Annotated in this window: 24 protein-coding genes and 1 tRNA gene; 7 read left to right on the top strand and 18 right to left on the bottom strand. The window is 68.6% G+C overall.

What is annotated here, in order from left to right:
- Positions 1-15: 15 nt before the first annotated feature.
- From AC1RRW_RS13550 to AC1RRW_RS13530, 5 genes are all read right to left on the bottom strand, one after another.
- The gene (locus AC1RRW_RS13550; RefSeq protein ID WP_492901282.1) at positions 16-210 is read right to left on the bottom strand and encodes a hypothetical protein; all 195 of its coding nucleotides are present in this window, start codon (positions 208-210) and stop codon (positions 16-18) included.
- A 67-nt stretch (positions 211-277) separates the two neighbouring features.
- On the bottom strand, positions 278-1,738 hold the full coding sequence (locus tag AC1RRW_RS13545; protein WP_492901281.1) for a protein adenylyltransferase SelO: 1,461 nt from the start codon (positions 1,736-1,738) through the stop codon (positions 278-280).
- 73 nt (positions 1,739-1,811) lie between these two features.
- Positions 1,812-1,886 (bottom strand) — tRNA-Gly (locus AC1RRW_RS13540).
- A 288-nt stretch (positions 1,887-2,174) separates the two neighbouring features.
- Positions 2,175-3,338 (bottom strand): 2'-deoxycytidine 5'-triphosphate deaminase, encoded by a 1,164-nt coding sequence (locus tag AC1RRW_RS13535; RefSeq protein WP_492901363.1) that lies wholly within the window; start codon positions 3,336-3,338, stop codon positions 2,175-2,177.
- Between the two features lie 79 nt (positions 3,339-3,417).
- Positions 3,418-4,023 (bottom strand): CDP-alcohol phosphatidyltransferase family protein, encoded by a 606-nt coding sequence (locus AC1RRW_RS13530; protein WP_492901280.1) that lies wholly within the window; start codon positions 4,021-4,023, stop codon positions 3,418-3,420.
- Between the two features lie 124 nt (positions 4,024-4,147).
- Between AC1RRW_RS13530 and apaG the strand changes: the two genes are divergently transcribed.
- Complete coding sequence (gene apaG, locus AC1RRW_RS13525) at positions 4,148-4,540, top strand: Co2+/Mg2+ efflux protein ApaG (RefSeq protein ID WP_492901279.1); 393 nt, start codon at positions 4,148-4,150, stop codon at positions 4,538-4,540.
- 107 nt (positions 4,541-4,647) lie between these two features.
- On the opposite strand, the gene ligD is transcribed toward apaG, so the two are convergent.
- From ligD to AC1RRW_RS13510, 3 genes are read right to left on the bottom strand one after another with little or no spacing between them, the layout of a single operon-like run.
- Positions 4,648-7,254: a DNA ligase D gene (gene ligD, locus AC1RRW_RS13520; RefSeq protein ID WP_492901278.1), complete on the bottom strand. Its 2,607-nt coding sequence runs from the start codon at positions 7,252-7,254 to the stop codon at positions 4,648-4,650.
- Between the two features lie 12 nt (positions 7,255-7,266).
- Complete coding sequence (gene ku, locus AC1RRW_RS13515; protein WP_492901277.1) at positions 7,267-8,127, bottom strand: non-homologous end joining protein Ku; 861 nt, start codon at positions 8,125-8,127, stop codon at positions 7,267-7,269.
- Positions 8,127-8,348, bottom strand: coding sequence for a hypothetical protein (locus AC1RRW_RS13510; protein WP_492901276.1), 222 nt, complete (start codon positions 8,346-8,348; stop codon positions 8,127-8,129). Before AC1RRW_RS13510 ends, ku begins: the two co-directional genes overlap by 1 nt.
- Positions 8,349-8,577: 229 nt before the next feature.
- Here AC1RRW_RS13510 and rpsO point away from each other — a divergent pair, with 229 nt between their 5' ends.
- The 3 genes from rpsO to AC1RRW_RS13495 all read left to right on the top strand — a co-directional run bounded on the left by rpsO (position 8,578) and on the right by AC1RRW_RS13495 (position 12,214).
- Complete coding sequence (gene rpsO / locus AC1RRW_RS13505) at positions 8,578-8,847, top strand: 30S ribosomal protein S15 (protein ID WP_492901275.1); 270 nt, start codon at positions 8,578-8,580, stop codon at positions 8,845-8,847.
- A gap of 300 nt (positions 8,848-9,147) precedes the next feature.
- Positions 9,148-11,313, top strand: a complete 2,166-nt coding sequence (gene pnp, locus AC1RRW_RS13500; RefSeq protein ID WP_492901274.1) for a polyribonucleotide nucleotidyltransferase — start codon at positions 9,148-9,150, stop codon at positions 11,311-11,313.
- 265 nt (positions 11,314-11,578) lie between these two features.
- Positions 11,579-12,214: a pyridoxamine 5'-phosphate oxidase family protein gene (locus tag AC1RRW_RS13495; RefSeq protein ID WP_492901362.1), complete on the top strand. Its 636-nt coding sequence runs from the start codon at positions 11,579-11,581 to the stop codon at positions 12,212-12,214.
- 157 nt (positions 12,215-12,371) lie between these two features.
- Here AC1RRW_RS13495 and AC1RRW_RS13490 read toward each other — a convergent pair whose 3' ends face one another.
- From AC1RRW_RS13490 to AC1RRW_RS13470, 5 genes are all read right to left on the bottom strand, one after another.
- The gene (locus AC1RRW_RS13490; protein ID WP_492901273.1) at positions 12,372-13,370 is read right to left on the bottom strand and encodes an adenosine kinase; all 999 of its coding nucleotides are present in this window, start codon (positions 13,368-13,370) and stop codon (positions 12,372-12,374) included.
- Positions 13,371-13,434: 64 nt separating this feature from the next.
- Entirely contained in the window at positions 13,435-13,821 is a 387-nt protein-coding gene (locus AC1RRW_RS13485; RefSeq protein WP_492901272.1) for a helix-turn-helix domain-containing protein, read from the bottom strand.
- A gap of 3 nt (positions 13,822-13,824) precedes the next feature.
- Entirely contained in the window at positions 13,825-14,394 is a 570-nt protein-coding gene (locus tag AC1RRW_RS13480; protein WP_492901271.1) for a Smr/MutS family protein, read from the bottom strand.
- Positions 14,391-15,572: a murein transglycosylase A gene (gene mltA, locus AC1RRW_RS13475; protein WP_492901270.1), complete on the bottom strand. Its 1,182-nt coding sequence runs from the start codon at positions 15,570-15,572 to the stop codon at positions 14,391-14,393. Before mltA ends, AC1RRW_RS13480 begins: the two co-directional genes overlap by 4 nt.
- On the bottom strand, positions 15,569-16,297 hold the full coding sequence (locus AC1RRW_RS13470; RefSeq protein ID WP_492901269.1) for a Tim44/TimA family putative adaptor protein: 729 nt from the start codon (positions 16,295-16,297) through the stop codon (positions 15,569-15,571). The genes mltA and AC1RRW_RS13470 overlap by 4 nt, the downstream gene beginning before the upstream one ends.
- A 267-nt stretch (positions 16,298-16,564) precedes the next feature.
- Here AC1RRW_RS13470 and secB point away from each other — a divergent pair, with 267 nt between their 5' ends.
- Both secB and AC1RRW_RS13460 read left to right on the top strand, forming a co-directional pair.
- Positions 16,565-17,062 (top strand): protein-export chaperone SecB, encoded by a 498-nt coding sequence (secB, locus tag AC1RRW_RS13465; protein ID WP_492901268.1) that lies wholly within the window; start codon positions 16,565-16,567, stop codon positions 17,060-17,062.
- Positions 17,063-17,224: 162 nt separating this feature from the next.
- Positions 17,225-17,956, top strand: coding sequence for a TerC family protein (locus tag AC1RRW_RS13460; protein WP_492901267.1), 732 nt, complete (start codon positions 17,225-17,227; stop codon positions 17,954-17,956).
- A gap of 103 nt (positions 17,957-18,059) precedes the next feature.
- Here AC1RRW_RS13460 and dnaQ read toward each other — a convergent pair whose 3' ends face one another.
- From dnaQ to AC1RRW_RS13435, 5 genes are read right to left on the bottom strand one after another with little or no spacing between them, the layout of a single operon-like run.
- A complete protein-coding gene (dnaQ, locus tag AC1RRW_RS13455) occupies positions 18,060-18,773 on the bottom strand; it encodes a DNA polymerase III subunit epsilon (protein ID WP_492901266.1) in 714 nt (237 codons plus the stop codon).
- Positions 18,766-19,407 carry a dephospho-CoA kinase gene (coaE, locus tag AC1RRW_RS13450; RefSeq protein ID WP_492901265.1) on the bottom strand — a complete coding sequence of 214 codons (642 nt, stop codon included), beginning with the start codon at positions 19,405-19,407 and terminating at the stop codon, positions 18,766-18,768. Before coaE ends, dnaQ begins: the two co-directional genes overlap by 8 nt.
- A 40-nt stretch (positions 19,408-19,447) precedes the next feature.
- Positions 19,448-20,287 carry a shikimate dehydrogenase gene (locus AC1RRW_RS13445; protein ID WP_492901264.1) on the bottom strand — a complete coding sequence of 280 codons (840 nt, stop codon included), beginning with the start codon at positions 20,285-20,287 and terminating at the stop codon, positions 19,448-19,450.
- A 15-nt stretch (positions 20,288-20,302) separates the two neighbouring features.
- The gene (locus AC1RRW_RS13440) at positions 20,303-20,929 is read right to left on the bottom strand and encodes a Maf family protein (RefSeq protein ID WP_492901263.1); all 627 of its coding nucleotides are present in this window, start codon (positions 20,927-20,929) and stop codon (positions 20,303-20,305) included.
- A complete protein-coding gene (locus AC1RRW_RS13435; RefSeq protein WP_492901262.1) occupies positions 20,926-21,756 on the bottom strand; it encodes a pyruvate, water dikinase regulatory protein in 831 nt (276 codons plus the stop codon). Before AC1RRW_RS13435 ends, AC1RRW_RS13440 begins: the two co-directional genes overlap by 4 nt.
- A gap of 480 nt (positions 21,757-22,236) precedes the next feature.
- Between AC1RRW_RS13435 and hemE the strand changes: the two genes are divergently transcribed.
- On the top strand, positions 22,237-23,271 hold the full coding sequence (gene hemE, locus AC1RRW_RS13430) for a uroporphyrinogen decarboxylase (protein WP_492901261.1): 1,035 nt from the start codon (positions 22,237-22,239) through the stop codon (positions 23,269-23,271).
- The last annotated feature ends 5 nt before the right edge of the window (positions 23,272-23,276 follow it).

Raw genomic sequence — 23,276 nt, 5'->3', positions numbered from 1 at the left:
GCGGGGGGCAGGAGTTCAGAAGCAGGCGACGATGGCGGCGATGAGGCCGTCTGTGAAGAGCTTGTCGCCCTCGCGCCACCAGAGCAGCAGGCCGGACGCCAGAAGCAAAAAAGCGCCGCCGCCGAGCAAGGCCAGCCCGAGCCGCGAGGCCGGCTGTTCCGCCACGGCGCTCGGATCGTCACGAAGCGTCAGGTTATCGCGCTGCGTCATGACGGGGAGCATAGCGGGCAAGCGCCCGCGCCGGAAGCGCCGGCCTTGCCGCAGGCCAGCGCTGGCGTCAGGTGCCGCAGAAGGTCGCCAGCACGCGCTCATGGGGAGCCGGCGGCAGGGCATAATCCTCGCGCCCGGGCTGCTCCTCGTAGGGACGCGCCAGAACCGCCAGCAAATCCTCGAACGGGGCGAAATCCTGCCGTTCGACGGCGGCCTCGATCAGCGCCTCGATGCAGTGGTTGCGCGGGATGAAGAGCGGGTTGACGCGCCGCATGGCGGCTTGCCGCTCGGCCGGGGAGGCCGCTTCGCGCACGAGACGCTCACGCCATCGGCCTTCCCAGCCGTCGAATTCCGTCGGGTCGCCGAACAACGCCCGGCAGGCGGACATGTCGTCCTCCCCCAGCCTCCGGAAGACCAGGGTGAAGTCGGCCCGGCCGCGCTTCATGATGTCGAGCAGGCCGCCGATCAGCGCCGCGTCCTCGGCCTCCTCGGCGGAAAGACCGAGCTTGCGGCGGAAGCCGCCAAGCAATGCGGCCTGGAACAGTCCGTCGAAGGCGCCGAGCGCGCCCTCGGCCAGGCTCACCGCCCTGTCCGGATCATCCGCCAGCAGCGGCAGCAGCGCCTCGGCGAAACGGGTCAGGTTCCAGCGCGCGATCGGCGGCTGGTTGGCGTAGGCGTAGCGGCCGCGCTCGTCGATGGCGCTGAACACGGTCGCCGGATCGTAGGCGTCCATGAAGGCGCAGGGGCCGTAATCGAGCGTCTCGCCGGCGACCGAGACGTTGTCGGTGTTCATGACGCCGTGGATGAAGCCGATCTGCATCCAGCGCGCCACGAGAGACGCCTGAGCCGCGACGACGGCGCCGAGCAAGGCAAGATAAGGGGCATCGCCGCCTGCGATCGCGGGATAGTGCCGCGTCACGACATGGTCGGCGAGCAGGCGCAGGGCCGCGACGTCGCCGCGCGCCGCGAAGAACTGGAAGGTGCCGATCCTGATATGGCTCGCGGCGACACGCGTCAGAACCGCGCCCGGCAACAGCTTTTCGCGCCGGACGGGCTCGCCGGTGGCGACGGCCGCGAGCGCGCGCGTCGTCGGCACGCCGAGCGCGGCGAACGCCTCGCTGACGAGGTATTCGCGCAGGACCGGCCCGAGCGCGGCGCGGCCATCGCCCCGGCGCGAGAACGGCGTCGGCCCCGAGCCCTTGAGCTGGATGTCGCGACGACGGCCGTCGCGGTCGACCACCTCGCCGAGCAGCAGCGCGCGGCCGTCGCCCAGTTGCGGACTGAAGCCGCCGAACTGATGGCCGGCATAGGCCAGGGCGATCGGCTCGGCGCCGTCGAAAGCCGCGTTCCCCGCTAGCATGGCGACGCCCCGGGAGGAGGCCAGCCAACCGGGATCGAAGCCGAGCTCGCGCGCCAGCGCCTCGTTGACCTTGACAAGGCGCGGAGCCCGGACCGGGCCGGGGTCGACCCGGGCGAAGAACCGCGCGGGCAGGCGGGCATAGGAGTTGTCGAAGGACGGCGACGTCATCCGCCGTAGATAGGCGTGGACACCGGAACGGGGAAGAGGTCCGCGCCGCCCGGCGACACGGCCAGAATGATGTTGGAGCGGGCGATCGGGATCGAACCGACGACATTCAGCTTGGGAAGCTGACGTTCTACCACTGAACTACGCCCGCATCCGGCCGTCTCGCGCCAAATCCTGTCCTGGTCAGGCGCGCCGGTGCGGGGACGTTCATAGCGGCTCGGATTGCGGGTGTCATCCGGCAATCGCGCCGGTTCAGCGACTGTCCGTGCGAGTGGCCCAGCGGATGGCGGCGAGGTAGACCACGACGAGCGCGGGGACGGCCACGAGGCCGGCGAGATGATAGATCGTCATGCGCCGCACCATACGCGTCGATTGCAGTGCAATAATGACGCCGCGGCGCAAGATCGCGTGATCGCGTGATCGCCAGACGGGGTCGAAATCAGGGCGCGCGAAAATGCTTCGAGAGCTTGAGCGCCTGGCCCTGATAGTTCGAGGTGCCGATCTCGCCGTAGAGCGCGTCGGGCTCCGCCGCCATGCGCTCGAAGGCGAGCCGGCCGACGACCTGCCCGTCCTCGAGCAGGAACGGCACCTCGTGGCTGCGGACCTCGAGCACGCCGCGGCTTCCGGGCGCGCCGTCAGCCCCGACGCCAAAACCGGGATCGAAGAAGCCGGCGTAATGGACGCGGAACTCGCCCATTGTCGGGTCGATCGGCGCCATCTCGGCCGCGAAACCCGGCGGGATGTGGAGCTTTTCCTTCGAGGCCAGGATGTAGAACTGGTGCGGATCGAGAATCAGCCGCCGGTCGCGCCTCGCCCGGATCGGCGTCCAGAAATCCTCGGTCGCGTAGCCGCCGACGCGATCGACGTCGATGACATCGGCGAAGCGCTGGGCCTGGAAGCCGATGATCTCGCCTTCGGCTTCGCCCGCCAGATGGATGCTGAACAGGAGGCCGTTGCGGATCGCGGCCTGCCCATCGACGAGCGGGGTGCGCTCATGGACCTCGCGCAACTCCCTGTCGCCGAGCCTGAAGCCGGCGGCCTCGTCCTGGCCGCCGCCGCGCCGCCGGAAGCGGAGCTGGTTCAGACGGCTGCCCCGCCGCACCCTGATCGAGAAGCTCGACGGCGAGATCTCGGCGTAGAGCTTGCCGGTATAGCCGCCGGCGACCGTGTCGAAAGCGTCGGCCCGGTCGGCGATCAGGCGCGTGAAGACGTCGATGCGGCCGGTCGAGCTCTTGGGATTGGCGAAGGCCGAGATCGTCGCCGGGAGGCCTGACAGCGACTCCATCAGTTCGACGACATAGACGCAGTTGCGTTCGAGGATCGCGCCCTCGGCCAGCGAAACCTCGTCCTGCGTCAGCTCCGCCAGAACCTGCTCCACGGCGCGATCCGGACCAGGCAGGAAGCTGGCGCGGACGCGATAGGCCTTGGCTCCCAGCCGCAGGTCGAGACTGGCGGGCTGGAACTGGCTCTCGACGAACTCGCCGGACGCGGAGCGCACCATGTTGCGCTGGACCAGCTTGCGGATGTCCTGGCGCGGCAAGACGCCCGACGGGCCGCTGAGCGAGGCTCCCGCCTCCGTCCTGTCCGCCCGGATATCCGGCATCGCCACCATGTCAGCCCGTTTCATCGTCGTGATCGGGCATTCTATCGCGTCGCGGCGGGAAACGCCGCAACGGGCGGCGTCAGCGAAAAGTTGTCCACGCGAGAATCGCCCGGCCCAGCGCCGTGACCAGCGTCAGGGCGGCGAAGGCGAGCGCCAGCGCGGGAAACCAGCCGGGCCACAGCATCATCGCCGCGAAGCAGGCGATGGTCTCCGTCCCTTCGGCCAGGCCGGCGGTGAAATAGAGCGATTTGAGGCCGCGCGCCTTCGTCTCCAGTCCGCGCTTGGCCGCCATCACGGCGAAGGCGAGAAAGCTCGCGCCGTTGACGTAGAAGCAGAAGAGCAGGATCGCCGCCGGCAGGGCGTTGGCGGCGGGATCGCGCAGGGCGAAGGCCAGCGGCGCCGCGCCGTAGAAGGCGAAGTCGCACACGATGTCGAGAAAGCCGCCGCGATCGCTGGGCTTCGTCGCCCGCGCGACCGCGCCGTCGAGGCCGTCGCAGAGGCGGGAGGCGGCGAGCAGCGCGAGCGCCACCCCGTCATGGCCACGAGCGACGGCCAGCGCGCAGCCGAGACCGAGCGCGAGCCCGGCCAGCGTGACGTGATCAGCCGCGATGCCGCGCCGTGCGAGCGCTCGGCCTGCCGTGTCGAGCGGCGGATCGATGATGGCGCGCAGGCGGCCGTCGAACATGCGTTTCCTCATGCAGTGCCCGCCCGGCAGGATTGAACGCGGCGTCCGGGACGACCATAACAGATCGCTCGCGCGCCGGCCCGGCCAGGCGCGGCGGGCGCGGGCGGCGCCAAGGAGACCCGGCATGTATCAGGAGGAGACGCATGGCGTGCGCGTGACCGCCTCGCCGAGCTTCATGGACGGCGAATCCTCGCCCGCGCAGGGCCGCTATTTCTGGGCCTACACGATCGAGATCGTGAACATGTCGGAGCGGACGGTGCGGCTGATGACGCGGCACTGGTTCATCACCGACGGGCGCGGCGAGGTCCACGAGGTGCGCGGCGAGGGCGTGATCGGCCAGCAGCCGGTGCTGCGGCCGGGCGAGAGCTTCAGCTACACCTCGGGCTGCCCGCTGATGACGCCGGACGGTTCCATGCGCGGCTTCTACGCGATGATGGACGAGGACGGCACGGTGTTCGACGTCGCCGTGCCGCTGTTCCCGCTCGATTCGCCCTATGTGAGGAAGGTGCTGCACTGAGCCGACGCACCTGGCGTCGTCGGTCGCGCGCGGAAACGCCGAGTCATCCCGGGCAAGCGAAGCGCGGACCCGGGATGACGGTCGTGGTCCGGGTGAAAAATCACGCGCTATCCGGCCAGCGCACGGGCGCCTTTCCGGAAGTCGGTCCAGACTGCATCGGGAGGCCCGTTCTCGATGACGGCCTGCGCGGTCAGCGCGTTCGGCAGGGCCTCGTCGAGCTCGGCCCATTCGATAGGCGTCGCGATCACGGCGCCCGGCCGGGCGCGGGTCGAATAGGGCGCGATCGCGGTCGAGCCCCTGCCGTTGCGGAGATAATCGACGAAGATGCGGCCGCGACGGGCCTTTTTCGACAGGGTCGCGGTGTAGCGCTTCGGCTCGCTCTGCTCCAGCGCCCTGGCGAAGTCGCGGGCGAAGGTCTTGGCCCGAGCCCACCCGGCCTTCGGCTTCAGCGGCGCGCAGACATGGAAGCCCTTGCCGCCCGACGTCTTGAGCCGGCTCTCGAAGCCGAGTTCGGCGAGGCGGTCGCGCACGGTCCGGGCCCCCTCGCGAACCGCCTCGATCGACACGCCCTTGTCCGGATCGAGATCGAAGATAAGCTGGTCCGGGGTCTCGATCGCGTCCATCGTCGCGGCCCAGACATGGATCTCGACCGTGCCGAGCTGGACCAGCGCGGCGAGACCGTCGAAATCGCGGATGAAGAGCAGCTCCTCGCCGTCGACATCCTTGCGGCGATGCACGGCCTCGCTCATGCCCGGCCCGGCATGCTTCTGGAAGAAGGAATGGCCCTCGATGCCGTTGGGCGCGCGCAGCAGGCTGAGCGGCCGGTCGACGACGAAGGGCCGCATCAGAGGCCAGACGGTGGCGTAGTAATCGAGCAGGCCCTGCTTGGTCAGCCCGACATCGGGCCAGAGCGGCTTTGCGGGGCTGCTGAGCTTGATCGTCGTGGTCGGCGGCTCGGCGGGCCCGGCCTTGCCGGCGGGTTTTCCGGCCTTGGCCGTCGCGGGGCCAGCTTTCGTCGGCCCAGCCTTGGCCTCGGGCTCGCGCGCAGCCTTGACAGGCTCCTCCGCCACGACCTCGTCGGCCGGCTTGTCCTCGCGCAGGCCGAGCCAGGAGGCGTGGCGCAGCGTCCTAGAGGCCGTCCAGGCCCTGAACTCGACCTCGGCGACCAGCTCCGGCCTGACCCAGACGATGCCGCGCTCGCGCCCGGCCGCGCCCTCGAAAGGCGAGCGATCGGCCCTGATGCGATCGAGCCTCGTCTTCAGCGCGGCGGCGCTCTTGCGGGTGAAGCCGGTGCCGACGCGGCCGGCTGGCCTGAGTTTTCCGTCTTCATGGTAGCCGGCGACGATCGAGCCCAGCTCGCGGCCCGAGCCTTGCGAGGGGACATAGCCGGCGATGACGAATTCCTGACGCTGGGTGCATTTCGACTTGACCCAGTCGCGCCCGCGGCCGCCGCGATAGGGAGCGTCGGCCCGTTTCGAGATGACGCCTTCCAGTCCCATCCGGCAGGCATGCCGCAGCATGGTCTGGCCCGGCTCGACGAAATGCTCGCTGTAGCGCAGCGGACCCTCGGAGCCGGCGGCCTGCAACAGATGCTCCAGCCGCTCCTTGCGGGCGAGCAGCGGCTCGGAGCGCAGGTCCTCGCCGTCGAGGTGCAGCAGGTCGAAGCCGAAGAAGACGAGCTCGCCGGTCTTGCCCTCCGACAACGCGTCCTGCAGCGCCGAAAACGACGAGACGCCGGTCTCGCCCATGGCCACGGCCTCGCCGTCGACCAGCGCCGTGTCGCAAGGCAGCGCGCCCAGCGCCCTGGCGAGGGTCGCGCCGAACCGATCCGTCCAGTCGAGGCCCGACCGCGTCAGCAGCGTGGCCTTGCCGTTTTCGATCCGCGCCTGCAGCCGGTAGCCGTCGAACTTGACCTCGTGCAGCCAGTTTTCGCCCGCCGGAGGTTTGTCCTGCAACGTCGCGAGGCACGGCTCGACGAAAGGAGGCAACATGTCGGGGGCGTTCTTTTCACCCTTGACGGTCTTGCGGGCCTTCTTCGCCGGCGACCTGGCCTCGGGCTCGGCGGATGCCGACGATTTCTCGGCCGTTCCCGGCCGTTTCGTCCTGGCCCAGACCTTTGCCGCAGGCGTTTCGCCACGCCCGACCGCCTCGACGCTCAGGCCTGATTTCACCGAATCCGGCGCGGTTTCGAGAATGTCCTTGTCGCCGCGGGCGGCCGCATCGTCGACCTTGATCAGGAGCCAGTTGTCGCGCTTCTCGCCCTTGCGCGGCTTCAGCCTGACGAGATGCCATTGACCCGCAAGCTTGTGGCCCTTCAGCATGAAGGAGAGATGGCCCTTGGCCAAGCCGAAGGCAGGGTCGCCCTCCGGGGCCCAGATTCCCTCGTCCCAGACGATGACCGCGCCGGCGCCGTATTGCCCCTCGGGGATCGTGCCCTCGAAGCCGCCGTATTCGAGCGGGTGATCCTCGACATGGACGGCGAGTCGCTTCTCGTCCGGGTCGAGGCTCGGGCCGCGCGTCACCGCCCAGGACCAGAGCACGCCGTCATGCTCCAGCCGCAGATCGTAATGCAGCCGGCGGGCCGCGTGCTTGTGGATGACGAAAGCGCCCCCGACCGCCTTGGCCCGGCCGGCCTTGGCGCCCTTGCTGGTCCCCTTGGGCTCCTTCGTGCGGGTGAAATCGCGCTTGGCCCGGTAGAGGTCGAGAGCGGCCATGGCGACAGCCGATCAGGCGCTCTTGCGGGCCTTGGCCGCCGGCTTCCGCGGGGCGGACGTCTTGGCCGCCTTGGCGGCCGGCTCGTCCCCGCCATCCTCGCCCGCGAGGCTCTTCTTCAGCGCGTCGAACAGGTTGACCACGTTGGCCGGGCGCTCGGCCGCCTGCACCACCGGCGGCTTCCTGCCCTTCTGCTTGGCCCGAATCAGCTCGAGCAGCGCCTGCTCGTAGCGATCCTCGAAGCCCGAGGGATCGAAGGCGGCCTGCTTCTTGTCGATGATATGGGTCGCCAGATCGATCAGCTCGCTGTCGAGCTTCGGCTTGCCGAGGCCGTCGAAAATCTCGCCGGGTTTCCGCACGGTCTTGTCGTAGCGCAGCGTCGTCAGCAGCAGGCCCTTGTCGAAGGGCTCGATCATCACCGGCCGCTCGCGGCGATACAGCACGATGCGGGCGATGCCGGCCTTCTTCTGGCGCGCCATCGCCTCGCGGATCACGGCGAAGGCCTCCTCCGAGACGTCGTCGGAGGGCGTGACGTAATAGGGCGTGTCGAAATAGATCTGCGGGATGTCGGCCCGGTCGACGAAATGCTCGATCGCCAGAGTATGCGAGGATTCGATCTGGACGGCGTCGATCTCGTCCTCCTCGACCAGCAGGTATTCGTCGTCGCCGATCTCGTAACCCTTGACCTCGTCGTCGTCGGCCACCGGCTTGGCCGTGACGCCGTCGACATATTGCCGCTTCACGGTGTTGCCGGTCTTGCGGTTGATGACGCGGAACGAGACCTTCTCGCTATGGTCTGTCGCGTTCGTGAGCTCGACGGCGCAGGAGACCAGCGAGAGCTTGAGATAGCCCTTCCAGGCGGGACGCGGCGCCATCACGCGGCCTCGCGCAGATGCAGGCGGACGACGTGACGATCCGCGCGAGAGAGATCCTCCGCGGTCATGACCGGCACGGGATCGCCCAGCATCGCCAGCACGACCTCGCGGTCGATCGGTCCGTTGGCGATCGCGGCGGCCAGCGCCTCGCGCGTTTCGCGCTCGGCCCGGAGCTGAGCCGACAATGCGAGGATGAGCCTGTCCTTGGACGAATGCGGCATGGCGATACTCCGGAACCGGGTCGCCGACTCAACACCGGCTCGGCGGCGATGTTCCAGCCTGCGCCGAAAGGCTGGCCTTTCCCCCGCATTCGTGTATATGCCCCAGCCAACCGGCCTTGACGCCGGCCGCGCGGCCTCTCCCCGATGAGAACGCCGCGGACTTCGGACCCTGCTGGACGACATCCCGGCCGCGGCCCGCCAGATCAACGCCCAACCGAAGGATCTCACGATGTCGATTACGGCCGAGCGCAAGACCGCGCTCATGAAAGAGCATGCCACCAAGCCGAACGACACCGGCTCGCCGGAAGTCCAGGTCGCGATCCTGACGGAGCGCATCAACAACCTGACCGGACACTTCAAGTCGCATGTCAAGGACAACCACTCGCGTCGCGGCCTGCTAAAGATGGTCTCGCAGCGCCGTTCGCTGCTCGACTACCTGAAGAGCAACAGCGAGCCGCGCTACAAGACCCTGATCGAGAAGCTCGGCATCCGCCGCTGATCGACGCCGTTTCCGCGCCCGGTGCGACCCCGTTCCGGGCGGTTTTGCAAGAACCAAGCTCAAGAACCTAACCAAGGACGAATTCGGAAGCCGGCCGCAATGGGGCGACGTCTCCCGATGTCAGCGCGGGGCCCGCATGGGGCGGCCTCCCCGCATGACCCGCCGGGCGTCCTTCACGCCCATGGCAGGATTGCCGAGCGCTCGGGCGCCAGACCAGCACATATCCGAGCGCTTCGCCGTCTTGCCCATGGGCCAGGAAGACACCTGACGGGTCGAAATCCGATCCGAAAGACAAAATCCATGTTCGATGTACAGACCGAAGAACTGATGTGGGGCGGGCGCAAGCTCGTGCTCGAGACCGGCAAGATCGCCCGCCAGGCGGATGCCGCCGTGCTCGCGACCTATGGCGAGACCGTCGTGCTCGCGACCGTCGTCTCCGCCAAGTCGCCGAAGCCGGGAATCGACTTCTTCCCGCTGACCGTGAACTACCAGGAGAAGACCTTCGCCGCCGGCCGCATTCCCGGCGGCTATTTCAAGCGGGAAGGACGCCCGACCGAGAAGGAGACGCTGGTCTCGCGCCTGATCGACCGGCCGATCCGCCCGCTCTTCGTCGAGGGCTACCGCAACGAGACGCAGGTCGTCTGCACCGTGCTGCAACACGACCTCGAGAACGATCCCGACATCGTCGCGATGGTCGGCGCCTCCGCCGCGCTCACGCTTTCCGGCGTGCCGTTCACCGGTCCGGTCGGCGCGGCCCGCGTCGGCTATGTCGACGGCGCCTACAAGCTCAACCCGCTGATCGACGAGATCAAGGATTCGCAGCTCGACCTCGTCGTCGCCGGCACCCCGGACGCCGTGCTGATGGTCGAGTCCGAGGCCAGGCAGCTCTCCGAGGAGATCATGCTCGGCGCGGTGATGTTCGGCCACAAGCATTTCCAGCCGGTGATCGACGCGATCATCCGCCTGGCCGAGAAGGCCGCCAAGGAGCCGCGCGACTACGAGCCGGCCGATAATTCGGTGGTGCTCGACGCCGTCCTCAAGCTGGTCGACGCGGATCTGCGCGCCGCCTACAAGATCACCACCAAGGCCGAGCGCTACAAGGCCCTGGACGCCGCCAAGGCGAAAGTCGCCGCGCTGATCTCCGAGACGCCGGACGGCGTGACCAGCTTCACCAAGGAGCAGGTCGGCGGCCAGTTCAAGGAGGCGCAGGCCAAGGTCGTGCGCTGGACCATCCTCGACGACGGCGTCCGCATCGACGGCCGCGACCTGAAGACGGTGCGCAAGATCGTCTCGGAAGCCGGCATCCTGCCGCGTACCCACGGCTCGGCGCTGTTCACCCGCGGCGAGACGCAGGCGCTGGTCGTGACCACGCTCGGCACCGGCGACGACGAGCAGTACATCGACTCGCTGGAAGGCACTTACAAGGAGACCTTCCTGCTGCACTACAATTTCCCTCCCTATTCGGTGGGTGAAGCCGGCCGCATGGGCTCGCCCGGCCGCCGCGAGATCGGCCATGGCAAGCTCGCCTGGCGCGCGATCCGGCCGATGCTGCCGGCGAAGTCGGAGTTCCCCTACACGATCCGCGTCGTCTCGGAGATCACCGAGTCGAACGGCTCCTCCTCGATGGCGACCGTCTGCGGAACCTCGCTGGCGCTGATGGACGCAGGCGTGCCGCTCAAGGCGCCGGTCGCGGGCATCGCCATGGGACTGATCCTGGAAGGCGAGCGCTTCGCCGTGCTCTCCGACATCCTCGGCGACGAGGACCATCTCGGCGACATGGACTTCAAGGTCGCCGGCACGGCCGAGGGCATCACCTCGCTGCAGATGGACATCAAGATCGCCGGCATCACCGAGGAGATCATGAAGGTCGCCCTCGACCAGGCCAAGGGCGGCCGCGACCACATCCTGACCGAGATGAACAAGGCGCTCTCGGCCTCGCGCGGCCAGCTCGGCGAATACGCCCCGCGCATCGAGACGATGAAGATCCCGGTCGACAAGATCCGCGAGGTCATCGGCTCCGGCGGCAAGGTCATCCGCGAGATCGTCGAGAAGACCGGCGCGAAGGTCAACATCGAGGATGACGGCACGATCAAGATCGCCTCGGCCGACGGCAAGTCGATCGAAGCGGCGATCAAGTGGATCAAGTCGATCGTCTCGGAAGCCGAGCCGGGCATGATCTATGACGGCACCGTGGTGAAGATCATGGAGTTCGGCGCCTTCGTGAACTTCTTCGGCGCCAAGGACGGCCTCGTCCATATCTCCGAACTCGCCGCCCAGCGCGTCCAGAAGGTCTCGGACGTCGTCAAGGAAGGCGACAAGGTCAAGGTCAAGTTCCTCGGCCAGGACGAGCGCGGAAAAATCCGCCTCTCGATGAAGGTCGTCGACCAGGCGACCGGCGAGGACCTGACCGAGAAGCTGAAAGCCGCCCGCGAGGCCGAGAAGAGCCGCGAGCGCGCGGCCGAGTGAGACCCGCGCCAGATGTGAAGCGCTTGCGTTTCACGTGAATCACGACGCCCCGCATCGCAGGATGCGGGGCGTCTTTCTTTTCAGTGTCCAGCGCAACCCGGCTCGTCATGGTCGGCCTTGTGCCGACCATCCACGTCTTGCGACAGCCGCGGCTATGCTGCCATTACAGCAAGAGGGAGCCAGACGGATTCTCGGTGCTCTTCTCAAATCAGCGAAGACGCGGATGGTCGGCACAAGGCCGACCATGCCGGGAGAGGTTGTAACCATGACGGACCGCACCATCACCTCTCTGGATGCCCTAAGCCGCCTCTATCCCAACCCGCCGGTCGGCGCCTCGATCGCGAAGGAAATCGACCACATCGACGCGAACTACGGCGCGCTGATCGCGGCCTCGCCCTTCATGCTGCTCGCCACCAACGGTCCGGAGGGCCTGGATTGCTCGCCGCGCGGGGATCAGCCGGGCTTCGTCACCGTCCGGGACGCCAAAACGCTGCTGATTCCGGACAGAAGAGGCAACAACCGTCTGGATTCGTTGAGGAATATCCTGTCCGACCAGAGAGTCGGAATGCTCTTCCTGATCCCCGGCCATGGCGAGACCCTGCGCGTCAACGGAACGGCGACGCTGTCGGACGACCCGGGGTTGTGCGCGTCCTTCGCTATGGCCGGAAAGCCGCCGGCCTGCGTCATCGTGGTGACGGTGGAGCGGGTCTACTTCCAGTGCTCGCGCGCGGTGGTGCGGGCCGACCTCTGGAACCCGGCGGCGCATGTCGACAAGCGGGCGCTGCCGAGCGCCGGCGCGATCCTGCGCGACATCACGGCGAAGAACGCGGCGGTCGAGCCGTTCGACGGCGAGGCTTACGACAAGGCTTTGCCGGAGCGGGTCAGGGCGACGCTTTATTGAGAGAGGGCCGGACGAACGACGACCTTGTCGTTCCGGGGCTTCGCACAGCGAAGAACCCGGAACCCAAGACCGCAAAAACTCTGATCGCAATCTCACCCAGTCATGGGTTCCGGGTTCGGCCCGAAGAGCCGCCCCGGAATGACAAGCGGCAGCGCTTTCACAGCAGCCCTTCGTTCCCCGCCAGCACCTTCAGGTTCATGTCCGGCCTCGCGCCGACATGGCCGATGATCTCGGCCGCCGCCAGCGCGCCCAGCCGCAGCGAATCGCGCGCCTCGCGGCCCGAGGTCAGGCCGAACAGGAAGCCGGCCGCGAAGAGGTCGCCCGCCCCGGTCGCGTCGACGACGCGCGTCACCGGAAAGACCGGCTCCTCGACGATGCCGTCCGGCGTCACCGCGAGCGCGCCCTTCTCCGAGCGCGTCACCACGGCCAGGATATTCTCGGCGCGCAGCGCGGCGAGCGCGTCCTCAAAAGCCGGCGCCTGGTAGAGGCTCTTCAGCTCGTGCTCGTTGGCGAAGACGATGTCGACCATGCGGTTGCGCACGAGACCCAGGAACTCGTCGCGGTAGCGGTCGACGCAGAAGGAATCCGACAGGGTGATCGCGACCTTGCCGCCGGCCTTGTGGGCGATCTCGGAGGCCTTGCGGAAGGCGTCCTTGGCCGCCGGCGGATCCCAGAGATAGCCTTCGAGATAGATGATGTCGGCGTTCTCGACGGCTTTTACGTCGACATCGGCGACGGAGAGCCCCTGGCAGGCGCCGAGATAGGTGTTCATCGTGCGCTCGCCGTCGGGCGTGACGATGATGAAGGAGCGCGCCGTCGCCGGACCCTCGGTCGCGAAGGCGGTGTCGAAGGCGACCCCGAGCGAGGTCAGGTCGTGGCGGTAGAGCTTGCCGAGCTCGTCGTTCCTGACCTTGCCGATGAACGCGCCCTTGCCGCCGAAGGAGGCGAGGCCGGCGATCGTGTTGGCGGCCGAGCCGCCCGAGACGACCTTGCCGGGGCCCATGGAGGCGTAGAGCGCCTCGGCGCGGGCCTCGTCGATCAGCGCCATCGCGCCCTTGGTCAGGCCATGCTGGCTGAGGAAATCCTCTTCCGCCGAGGCGATGACATCGACGATGGCGTTGCCGAGGGCGAGAACGTCGGTGCGCGAGTTGGTCATGGGCGGTCCGGATGCTGATGCGACAAAAAGGCTGGGCGGCGTGTCGCATCCACCCGGCACCGGGTCAAGCCGGCCTGTCGGCCCCGATCCGGCCGGCCACGGCCTCGTCGAGCACGGCCGACAGCCGCCGCAGCGCATCGGGCTCCAGCGCGCCGATCTCGCGGGCGAGGCGGTTGGCGAGCAGCGTCGCCTCGGGCTCCAGCCCGGCCGTGTCGACGACGACGCGGGGATGCGAGAGATCGGCGAGGCGGACGAGCTCGTCGGCCTCGTCCCAGATCACGCCGAGAACATGGATCACGCCCTGGATCAGCGTGAAGGTCGGGCGACCGCGCTTGCCGTGCTCGAGCGCCGAGAGATAGGCGGGCGTGACGCCGAGCGCCGCGGCCATCCGGGCCAATGTGACGCCGCGGGCGGCCCGCAACTGCCTGACACGCCGACCGAAGGGCGTCATGCGCTAGAGCTCGCGGCTGCGGCGCAGGCGGATATAGAGCGCGCCCGCGCCGCCATGGCGCTGCTCGGCCTCCTCGAAGCCGACGACGAGCGGCCTGAGATCGGGCAGGCGCAGCCAGTGCGGCACGCTGCGCTTCAGCACGCCGCGCTCCTCTCCGGAATGCGCGTCGCCGGCCGCGCCCATCCCTGCCGCGCCTTTGCCGGTGACGACGAGCGCGAGCTTGCAGCCGCGCGCCTGCTCGCGCCTGAGAAAGGCGCGCAGCGCGTGATGCGCCTCGTCCTGGCGCATGCCGTGCAGGTCGATCACCGCCTCGACCGATTGCTGGCCGCGCCTGAGCCGCGTGCGCAGGCGGCGCTCCAGCGGCGCGAGCGGCGGCGGAGCGGGTTTGGATGGGACTTGCCGCGGCTGCGGCGCCGGCAGCGCCGGCCGGGCTTGCGCGGCTGCGGTCGACGCGGGGGCAAGCTCCTCCGGCGGCAGAGCCCGGCCCGGCAGCGGCTTGACCGAGCGCGCCACCTCGCGCCAGAGCGCGATATCGGCCGCCGTCAGCGCCCTGCCCCTGCGCCGCACGGTCACGGCCTGGCCTCGCGCGGCCAGAGCACGATGAAATCGACCGGATGCCGCACGAGCCCGGCGCGGTGGCCGGCCCGCGCGCCGGAGCCGACGAAGAGGTCCATCCGGGCCGGGCCGAGAATGGCCGAGCCGGTGTCCTGCGCGATCGTCAGCCGGGAGAGGCGCTCCATGCCGCCGCCATCGCCTGGAATCGTCGCGTCGATCCAGACCGGCAGGCCATAGGGCCAGATCGCCCGGTCGATCGCGATCGAACGCAGCGGCGTCAGCGGCAGCCCGGCCCCGCCGATCGGCCCGGACTCGGCCGGAAGGTCGTCGCGCCGCGCGAAGAAGACGAAGGAGCGGTTCTGCCGGATCAGCTCCTGGGCGAAGCCGGCATCGGTCTTCAGCCGCGCGATCAGCCGGTCCATCGTCATCTGTTCGGGCGGAATCGCTTCGCGCTGGCTCAGCACGCGCCCGAGCGAGGTATAGGCGTGGCCGTTGCGTCCGGCATAGACCAGCCGCGTCACCGCGCCGTCGGCTAAGCGGATGCGGCCCGAGCCCTGCACCTGCAGCACGAAGCGATCGACGGGATCGCGCATCCAGAGGATTTCGAGGTTCTGGCCGTCGAGAGCGCCGGTCTCTATCGCGGCGCGGTCGGGAAAAGGTTCGAGCCCGCGCGGGGTCCGACGCGCCGAGGTCAGGGCCTCATCGAGTCCGGGCCAGTCGTCGCCCGGCATGCGCGTCACCAGATCGGGCGGGCGACCGTAGAGCGGCGTCGGGAAAGTGTCCGAGCGCGCGAGAGAACCCTCGAACTCCGGCTCGAAATAGCCGGTCATGAAGCCCGACGCACCCTCGCCCGGGCGGATGCGCCAGGCCGCGAAATGCGTCTCGAAGAAGCGCCGCGCCAGAACCCGATCGCCCTGCGCGGCGCGATCCACTCCGGCAGCGAGACCGCAGATCCTCGTCAGATCGGCGGGGATCGCCACGCCGCCGCGCAAGGGCGGCCCGGCGGCGCAACCGCGCGCGAAGATGCTGAACGCCGCGCGGTGATCGTCGGTCTGCCAGCCGGGCATGGCCTCAAAAGAAAGCCGCTCGGCGCGGGCGCCGGGCGGCAAGGGCGGTTGTTGGGCAAGAGCCTCTGTCACGGCCGCGAGCCAGAGCGCGAAAACCAGCGCCAGCGCGGAGCCGACGCCACGGATCACGCAGCGGATTCGGTTGCGACCAGGAGCCAGTTCGGATCGCGGCTGCCGAGCTGGCGCGAGAAGGTCCAGATGTCGTTGACCTCGGACACCGCCTCGGCGCTGCCGTCGACCACCGCCCCCTGAGCGTCGCGCACGACGTTGATCAGCTGGGAGACGAAGGCGATCGTGACCTGCGCGGTCTTGCCCTTGACGTCCACGGCGGTCATCTCGGCCCTGTCGATCGAGACGAAGGAGGTGTCGGCCTTCTCGCCCCGCTTCTCGCGCTCGCTTATCGCCATCTCGAAGCCGTCATAGACCTCCTTGGCGAGCAGGCCCTTCAGCGTCTTGCGGTCGCCGCGCGCGAATGCGGTGACGATCGACTCATAGGCCGCCCTGGCTCCGCCGAGAAACTCGTGCGGATCGAAGGAGGGCTCCTGCTGGACCACCGCCTCGATGCCGGCGATCACGGGTGAATCCGCCGGCGCGATGCCCTTCCAGCGTTCGGCCGCCGGCACGGTCGGCGCAACCGGCTCGGCTGCCGCGCCAGGCAGACGAATGACGTTGTCGCGGCGGCCGTCGGCCGGCGAAGCCTGGTCCGGACGCATCGGCGGGGTTTCGCGGCGCGCGAAGGGATCGACAGGCGGCTGCTCGCTGCCGGTCTTCTGACCGAGCACCGAACGGAGCTTCCAGGCGACAAAGACGGCCAGCGCCAGGAAAAACAGGGTCTTTATGTCGAAATCTTGCATCGAAACCTGATCCGGAGCTCCAGAGACCGCTTCAGCAACGGCTCCTCGCGGGAAACGTTCCGAAAGGGCATCTCGTCTTGGCTGCGCTTCATATGGTGATCAAGGCTCGTAACATCCACCCCCGCCCTTGTGAAGCAGACTTCTTGTGCCGGGACGGCGTCCATGATAGCCGACGCCCGCCTTGCACCGGCACGCGGTGCGCAATTCCGATGGCCCCCGAGGCGGCGCGGAGTTTCCCAACACAGCTTGCAGACCATGGTGGCACCGATGGCCAATGACACCCCGAACGGCAATGGCGCCGCCACAGCCGAGGCCGCGCCGAGCATGAGCGCGCTGATCCAGTACACCAAGGATTTCTCTTTCGAGAACCCCAAGGCGCCGCGCGCGCTCGGCCAGCAGGAAGCCCAGCAGGGCCCGCAGATGTCGCTGCAGGTCAATGTCTCGAGCAACGGACTCGGCGAGAACGACTACGAGACCGTGCTGCGGCTCGAGGGCAAGGCGGAACTCGCCGGCGAGACGCTGTTCGCCTTCGACCTGAGCTATGGCGGCGTGTTCCGGCTGCTCAACGTGCCGGACGAGCACATCCACCCCGTGCTGGTGATCGACTGCGCCCGGCTGCTCTTTCCGTTCGCCCGGCAGATCATCGCCGAGGCCGTGCAGAACGGCGGCTTCCCGCCCTTCTACGTGCCGCCGATCGATTTCGCGCAGCTCTTCCAGCAGCGCGTGCAGGAACTCCAGGGCCAGGGCGGCGCGCCCAACGCCTGACATAGACCGTCGCGGGACGATCACGACAGGGGCCTCGCGGCCCCTTTCGCGTCTGGCGCTGTTCCGTCACTCTTGCGACATGACGGACGAACATCCATGTCCCGGATCAGTCGACGGCGGACGCCCATCCCGGGCGCCCGCTTTTTCGTGACCGGAGACCCCATGGACTATCTGATGACGCTTGCCGCCGATCCCGCCGTCTGGGCGGCGCTCGGGGCACTGATCGCCATGGAGGTGGTTCTTGGCATCGACAACCTGATCTTCATCTCGATCCTGACCAACAAGCTGCCCGAGCACCAGCGCGAGCGCGGTCGCCGCATCGGCATCGGTCTGGCGCTGGTGCTGCGGCTGGGCCTGCTCTCGACCGTCGCGATCATCGTCTCGCTGACCACGCCGGTCTTCTCGGTCTTCGGAAAGGCCTTCTCCTGGCGCGACCTGATCCTGATCGCCGGCGGCCTGTTCCTGGTCTGGAAGGCGACCAAAGAGATCCACCACAAGGTCGATCCCGACCATGGCCCCAACATCTTCGACGGCGGCCGGGCGACGACCGTGAACTTCGGCGGCGTGATCGTCCAGATCCTGCTGCTCGACCTGGTCTTCTCGATCGACTCGATCATCACCGCCGTCGGCATGACCGAGCACATCCCGGTGATGGTCATCGCCGTGATCGTCGCGGTTCTGGTGATGCTGCTCGCCGCCAACCCGCTGGCGCGCTTCATCGAGAGGAACCCGACCATCGTGATGCTGGCGCTCGGCTTCCTGCTGATGATCGGCGGCACGCTGATCGCGGAAGGGTTCGGCGCGCATGTGCCGAAGGGCTACATCTACGCCGCGATGGCGTTCTCGGCGGCGATCGAGGGCCTCAACATGCTGACCCGACGCAAGAAGCTCTGAGCGCCGGACGGCGTCTCGCGAGAAGGCGAAGCCGACGAGGCGATCCATGGGGATTGCGCGAGGCCACTGGATTGCCTCGCCGCGCTCGCAATGACGATTGAAGTCAGGCTTCCTCGGCCAGGCCGAGATAGCCGGCCCAGAGCGGGGTCTTGCCGAGCGTGCGCACGAAAGCCTCGTGCGCCGCGATCGCCGCGGGGTCGAGCCTCGGCGCGAGCGGGCGCAGGCGCCGCGGCCGCTCGACGGGAATGCCGGCCAAGCCGTTATCGGCACGGCCGCCACTGATCGCGCCCAGGCCCAGCGAGGTCTGCTTGCCGCCGATCAGCTCGATATAGACCTCGGCCAGGATCTCGGCGTCGAGCAGGGCGCCGTGCCTGGTGCGGCGGGTGTTGTCGATGCCGTAGCGGCTGCAGAGCGCGTCGAGGCTGTTGCCGGCGCCGGGATGCTTGCGCCGCGCCATGGCCAGCGTGTCGACGACGCGGGCCTGCTCGATCGGGCCGCGGCCAAGCCGCTTCAGCTCCATGTTGAGGAAGCCGATATCGAAGGCGGCGTTATGGATGACGAGCCTGGCGTCCGCGATGAAGCCCTCGAATTCGTCGGCGACGGCGGCGAAGAGCGGCTTGTCGGCAAGGAAGGCGTCGGACAGGCCGTGGACCCTGAACGCGCCCTCCGGCATCGGCCGCTGCGGATTGAGATAGCAATGAAAGCTGCGGCCGCTCGGGCAATGATTGACCAGTTCGACGCAGCCGATCTCGACGACGCGGTCGCCGGCATTGGCCTCGACGCCGGTGGTCTCGGTATCGAGGACGATCTCACGCATCGTTTGCTTGCGCCCCTTGGCCGGTTGCTGCCCGATGGGTCCGTCCGGGCCGGCCGGCGAGCAGTCTCAGGATAGAGCCGACCTGCCGGCGCGCCGCCATCGGCCCATGCCCTGAGTCCACAAGGAAATGGGCCCTGCGGCGCTTTTCGACATCCGGCATCTGGCGGGCGAGGATCGCGGCGAACTTGTCTGCCGTCATCTCCGGCCGCCCCAGCACGCGGGCCTTCTGGATTTCGACCGAGGCCGTGACGACGAGGACGGCGTCGCAGCGGCCCTCGCCGCCCGTCTCCAGCAGCAGCGGCACGTCCAGCACCGCGACGCCCGCGCCCGCCTGCCGGCAGCGAGCGAGAAATGCCAGTTCCTCCTCGCGCACCAGCGGATGGATGATCGCCTCGAGCCGCGCCAGCGCCTCGGGCCTGCCCAGGACGGCTGCCGAGAGCAGGGCGCGATCGACCCCGCCCTCGCGGACCACGCCAGGGAAAGCCTCGCCCATCGGCGCGACGGCACGGCCGCGATAGAGCCGATGCACCGCCGCGTCGGCGTCATGCACCGGCACGCCCATCTCCCGGAACAGGTCCGAGGTGGTCGACTTGCCCATGCCGATCGAGCCGGTCAGTCCGAGGATGAAGGTCATGGGCTCCCGAGCCGCACCGGCCGAATCCAGCTCCCGCGAATCAGTGTCCGACGATATCGGCTTCGAGCCTTGCGCGCAGCGCGGGCGTGACCGACGGGGTCAGGCCGAACCAGCGCGCGAAGCCGGGCGCGGCCTGGTGCAGCAGCATGCCGAGCCCGTCGACCGGGACGCCCCCGCGCCGCTCGGCCGCGTCGAGCAGCGGCGTCCTCAGCGGCACGTAGACGATGTCGTCGACGACCGCGCCGGGACGCAAGGCGGCAAGATCGAGATCGAGTGGCGGCTGGCCCTTCATGCCGAGCGAGGTCGTGTTGACGATCAGCCCGGCCTCGCCGACGAGCGCCGGCCGTTCCGCCCAGCCCCGCGCCTCGATCGGCGCGCCGAAGGCGCGCGCGAGATCCCCGGCGCGCGCGGGGCTGCGATTGACCACGACGATGCGGGCAAGCCCGCGCGCTTTCAGTCCGAAGCAGATGGCGCGGGCCGCGCCGCCGGCCCCGATGATCAGGGCCGTATCGGTGCGCTCGCTCCAGCCCGGAACGCAGGCGTCGAGATGGGCGAGGAAGCCGGCCGCATCGGTGTTGTCCCCGCACAGCCGGCCATTCTCGCGCCAGAGCGTGTTGACCGCGCCGATGGCGCGGGCCGCATCGCCGACATGGTCGAGCAGCGGCATCACGGCCTCCTTGTGCGGCACGGTGACATTGCCTCCCGCGAATTCACCGGAGCGGACCTTCGCGATGAAATCCGGCAGGGCGGCTGGAGCGACGTCGATGCGCTCATAGGAGCCGTCGAGGCCATGCTCGGCGATCCAGCCGCCATGGATCAGAGGCGAGCGCGAATGCGCGATGGGATGGCCGATGACGAAGCAGCGGGGAGAGGCGGGCATGGCGGGCGACCGAGACTAGCTGGCGAGGACTTTCAGCGCGCGCAGCGCGGCGAGCACCGGCAATAGCGGTAAACCGAGTATGGTGAAATGGTCGCCGTCGACCCCATCGAAGAGCTGCGCGCCGAGACCCTCGATCTGATAGCCGCCGACGCTCGTCGTGACAGTCGGCCCTGCCGCCGCGACATAGCGATCGATGGATTCGGCGTTCAGCACCCGCATCGTCATGCGCGCCGCCTGCCCGCCGGTCGCCACGACCTCGCCATCGCGCGCGAGCACGCAGCACGACCAGAGCTGATGGGCGGAGCCCGACAGGCGCGCCAGTTGACGTCTTGCTTCGATCGCGTCGCCCGGCTTGTGAAAGAGCGTGCCTTCGAGGTTCAGCGTCTGGTCGGCGCCCAGCACCAGGCGGCCGGGCCGCCTGGTCGAGACGGCCAGGGCCTTGGCCCGGGCGAGCGTTTCCGCGACTGCCCGAGGCGTTGCCGCTTTCGACAGCAGCTCGCGCTCGATCGCGCGCTCGTCGACATCGGGCCTTTCCGTCTCGACCGGGATACCGGCCGCGAGCAGCATGCCGCGCCGCGTCGCGCTGCCCGAGGCCAGCAGCAGCGGCTGGTCGCAGAGCCAGAGGCCGTTGGCCGCGCTCATGTCGCGATGAACTTCATCCGGTGGTCGCGCAGCAGGTCGAGGATCGCCGCCGCCGTCTCCTCGATCGAGCGCCGCGTGACGTCGATCACCGGCCAGCCCTTGCGGGCGCAGAGTTTTCGCGACTGGGCGATCTCGTTGGCGACCAGTTCGGGGTCGACATAGGGCGTCTCGTCGTCGGCCTTGAGCGAGAGCAGCCGGTTCTGGCGGATCTGGACGATGCGGTCGGCGCTGGCGACGAGGCCGACGATCAGCGGCTTCTTCACACGTTCCAGCTCGGGCGGCAGCGGCACGTTAGGCACCAGCGGCACGTTGGCCGTCCTGATGCCGCGATTGGCGAGATAGATCGAGGTCGGCGTCTTCGAGGTCCGGCTGATGCCGACCAGGATGATGTCGGCGTTCTCCAGATCGCCGCCGAGCTGCCCGTCGTCATGCAGCAGCGTGTAGTTCATCGCGTCGATGCGGCGGAAATAGTCGGCGTTGAGGACGTGCTGCGCGCCTGGCTTCGGCGCCGAGGCCTGGCCGAGATAGGACTGGAACAGCGAGAGCACCGGCTGCAGCACCGACAGGCACGGGCAGCCGAGCTCCTTGCAGAAGTTCTCCAGCCGCTGCGACCATTCCGGCTCGACCAGCGTGTAGAGCACGACGCCGGGCGAGGCCTCGATCTCGGCGAGCACGCGGGCGAGCTGCGCCTCCGAGCGCACCAGCGGATAGACATGCTCGATCGCCGAGACGGTCTCGTATTGCGCCGCGGCCGCCCGGCTGACCGCGATCAGCGTCTCGCCGGTCGCGTCCGAGACGAGATGGAGGTGGAAGTAATTGCGGGCCACGGCGGCTCCCGGGTTCAGGCTCGGCCGCAAGCTCTAGACCATCCCCGGCGCGGGAGGAAACCGGATTTGCGCGGCAACCCTACTGCAAGCCCTTGCGGCGATGGCGCTTCCGGTTCCGGCCGGCAATCGTCGGGGCGGGCCCGGGACAGGTGTGGACAACCGCACCGTCCCGACGTTCCGCGGGCCGGCTCTGTATAACCCCGTCGATTCGCCCACACGCCACTCCGAGGACGGCCGAGCGGCAATGTTTCACGTGAATCATTTTCGGCTCCCGCCCTGCCAGCCCGGATTCCGGTTGGTTAAGAAACCGTTAACCGCTCGAGGACGATGCGTCCGATCGCGGTTCTTTGGACTCCGCGCCTGTGGACGGGTTGTGGAGCATCTTGCGGCGCGCTATTTGCCCCGCTCCAAGAGTCAAAAAATAAGATTCACTCTAGAAGACTTAATCTTTAGAGTCTGGGCTGGATGGTCGGGATGGACATGGCGAGACGCGACGAACCTGTCCTCCTGCGCACGCTCTCCGGCGAGACGCTTCCCGTTCCACCGATCTGGATGATGCGTCAGGCAGGCCGCTATCTGCCCGAATACCGCGAGCTCAGGGCCAAGGCCGGCAGCTTCCTCGAGCTTTGCTACAATCCCGGACTCGCGGCCGAAGTGACCTTGCAGCCGATCAGGCGGTTCGGCTTCGACGCCGCGATCCTGTTTTCCGACATCCTCGTCGTGCCGCACGCGCTCGGCCAGAAACTCTGGTTCGTCGAGGGCGAGGGTCCGCGGCTTGAGCCCGTCGCGGATCAGGAGAGACTTGCCGAGATCCGTGAGCAGGCCAATGAGGCGGTGCTGGCGCCGGTTATCGAGACCGTGCGGCGGGTCAAGGCGGCCCTGCCACCGGAGACGGCCTTCATCGGCTTCTGCGGCGCGCCCTGGACCGTGGCGACCTACATGGTCGCGGGACGGGGCTCGCCCGGCCAGGAGCCGGCCAAGGCGCTGTTCGCCCGCGACCCCGATCTGTTCCAGGCGATCATCGACCGGATCATCCTGGCCTCGATCGACTATCTCAACGCTCAGCTCAACGCCGGCGTCGATGCCGTGCAGATCTTCGACAGCTGGGCCGGATCGCTCGGCCCCGAGGATTTCCAACGCTGGTGCGTCGCGCCGACCAGGCGGATCGTCGACGGCGTGCGCGCCGTGCATCCGCATGCCCGCATCATCGGCTTCGCGCGGGGCGCCGGCCGGCTGATCCCGTGCTATGTCGAGGCGACGGGCGTCGACGCCGCCGGCCTCGAATCCGAGATCGACCGGGACTTCGCCCGGGACGAGATCCAGACCCTGGTTCCGGTGCAGGGCAATCTCGATCCGCTCGTGCTGCGGGCCGGGGGGCCGGAACTGGAGCAGGAGGTCGCCGCCATCAAGACGGCCTTCGGCGGCAGGCCATACATCTTCAACCTCGGCCACGGCATCCTGCCCGATACGCCGATCGCCCATGTCGAGCGGCTTCTCGCCGCCGTGCGCTCCTGAGGTCT

The sequence above is a fragment of the Allobosea sp. GW821-FHT12C12 genome (genome assembly GCF_058807355.1).
This window is presented reverse-complemented; position numbering and strand designations above follow the sequence as displayed.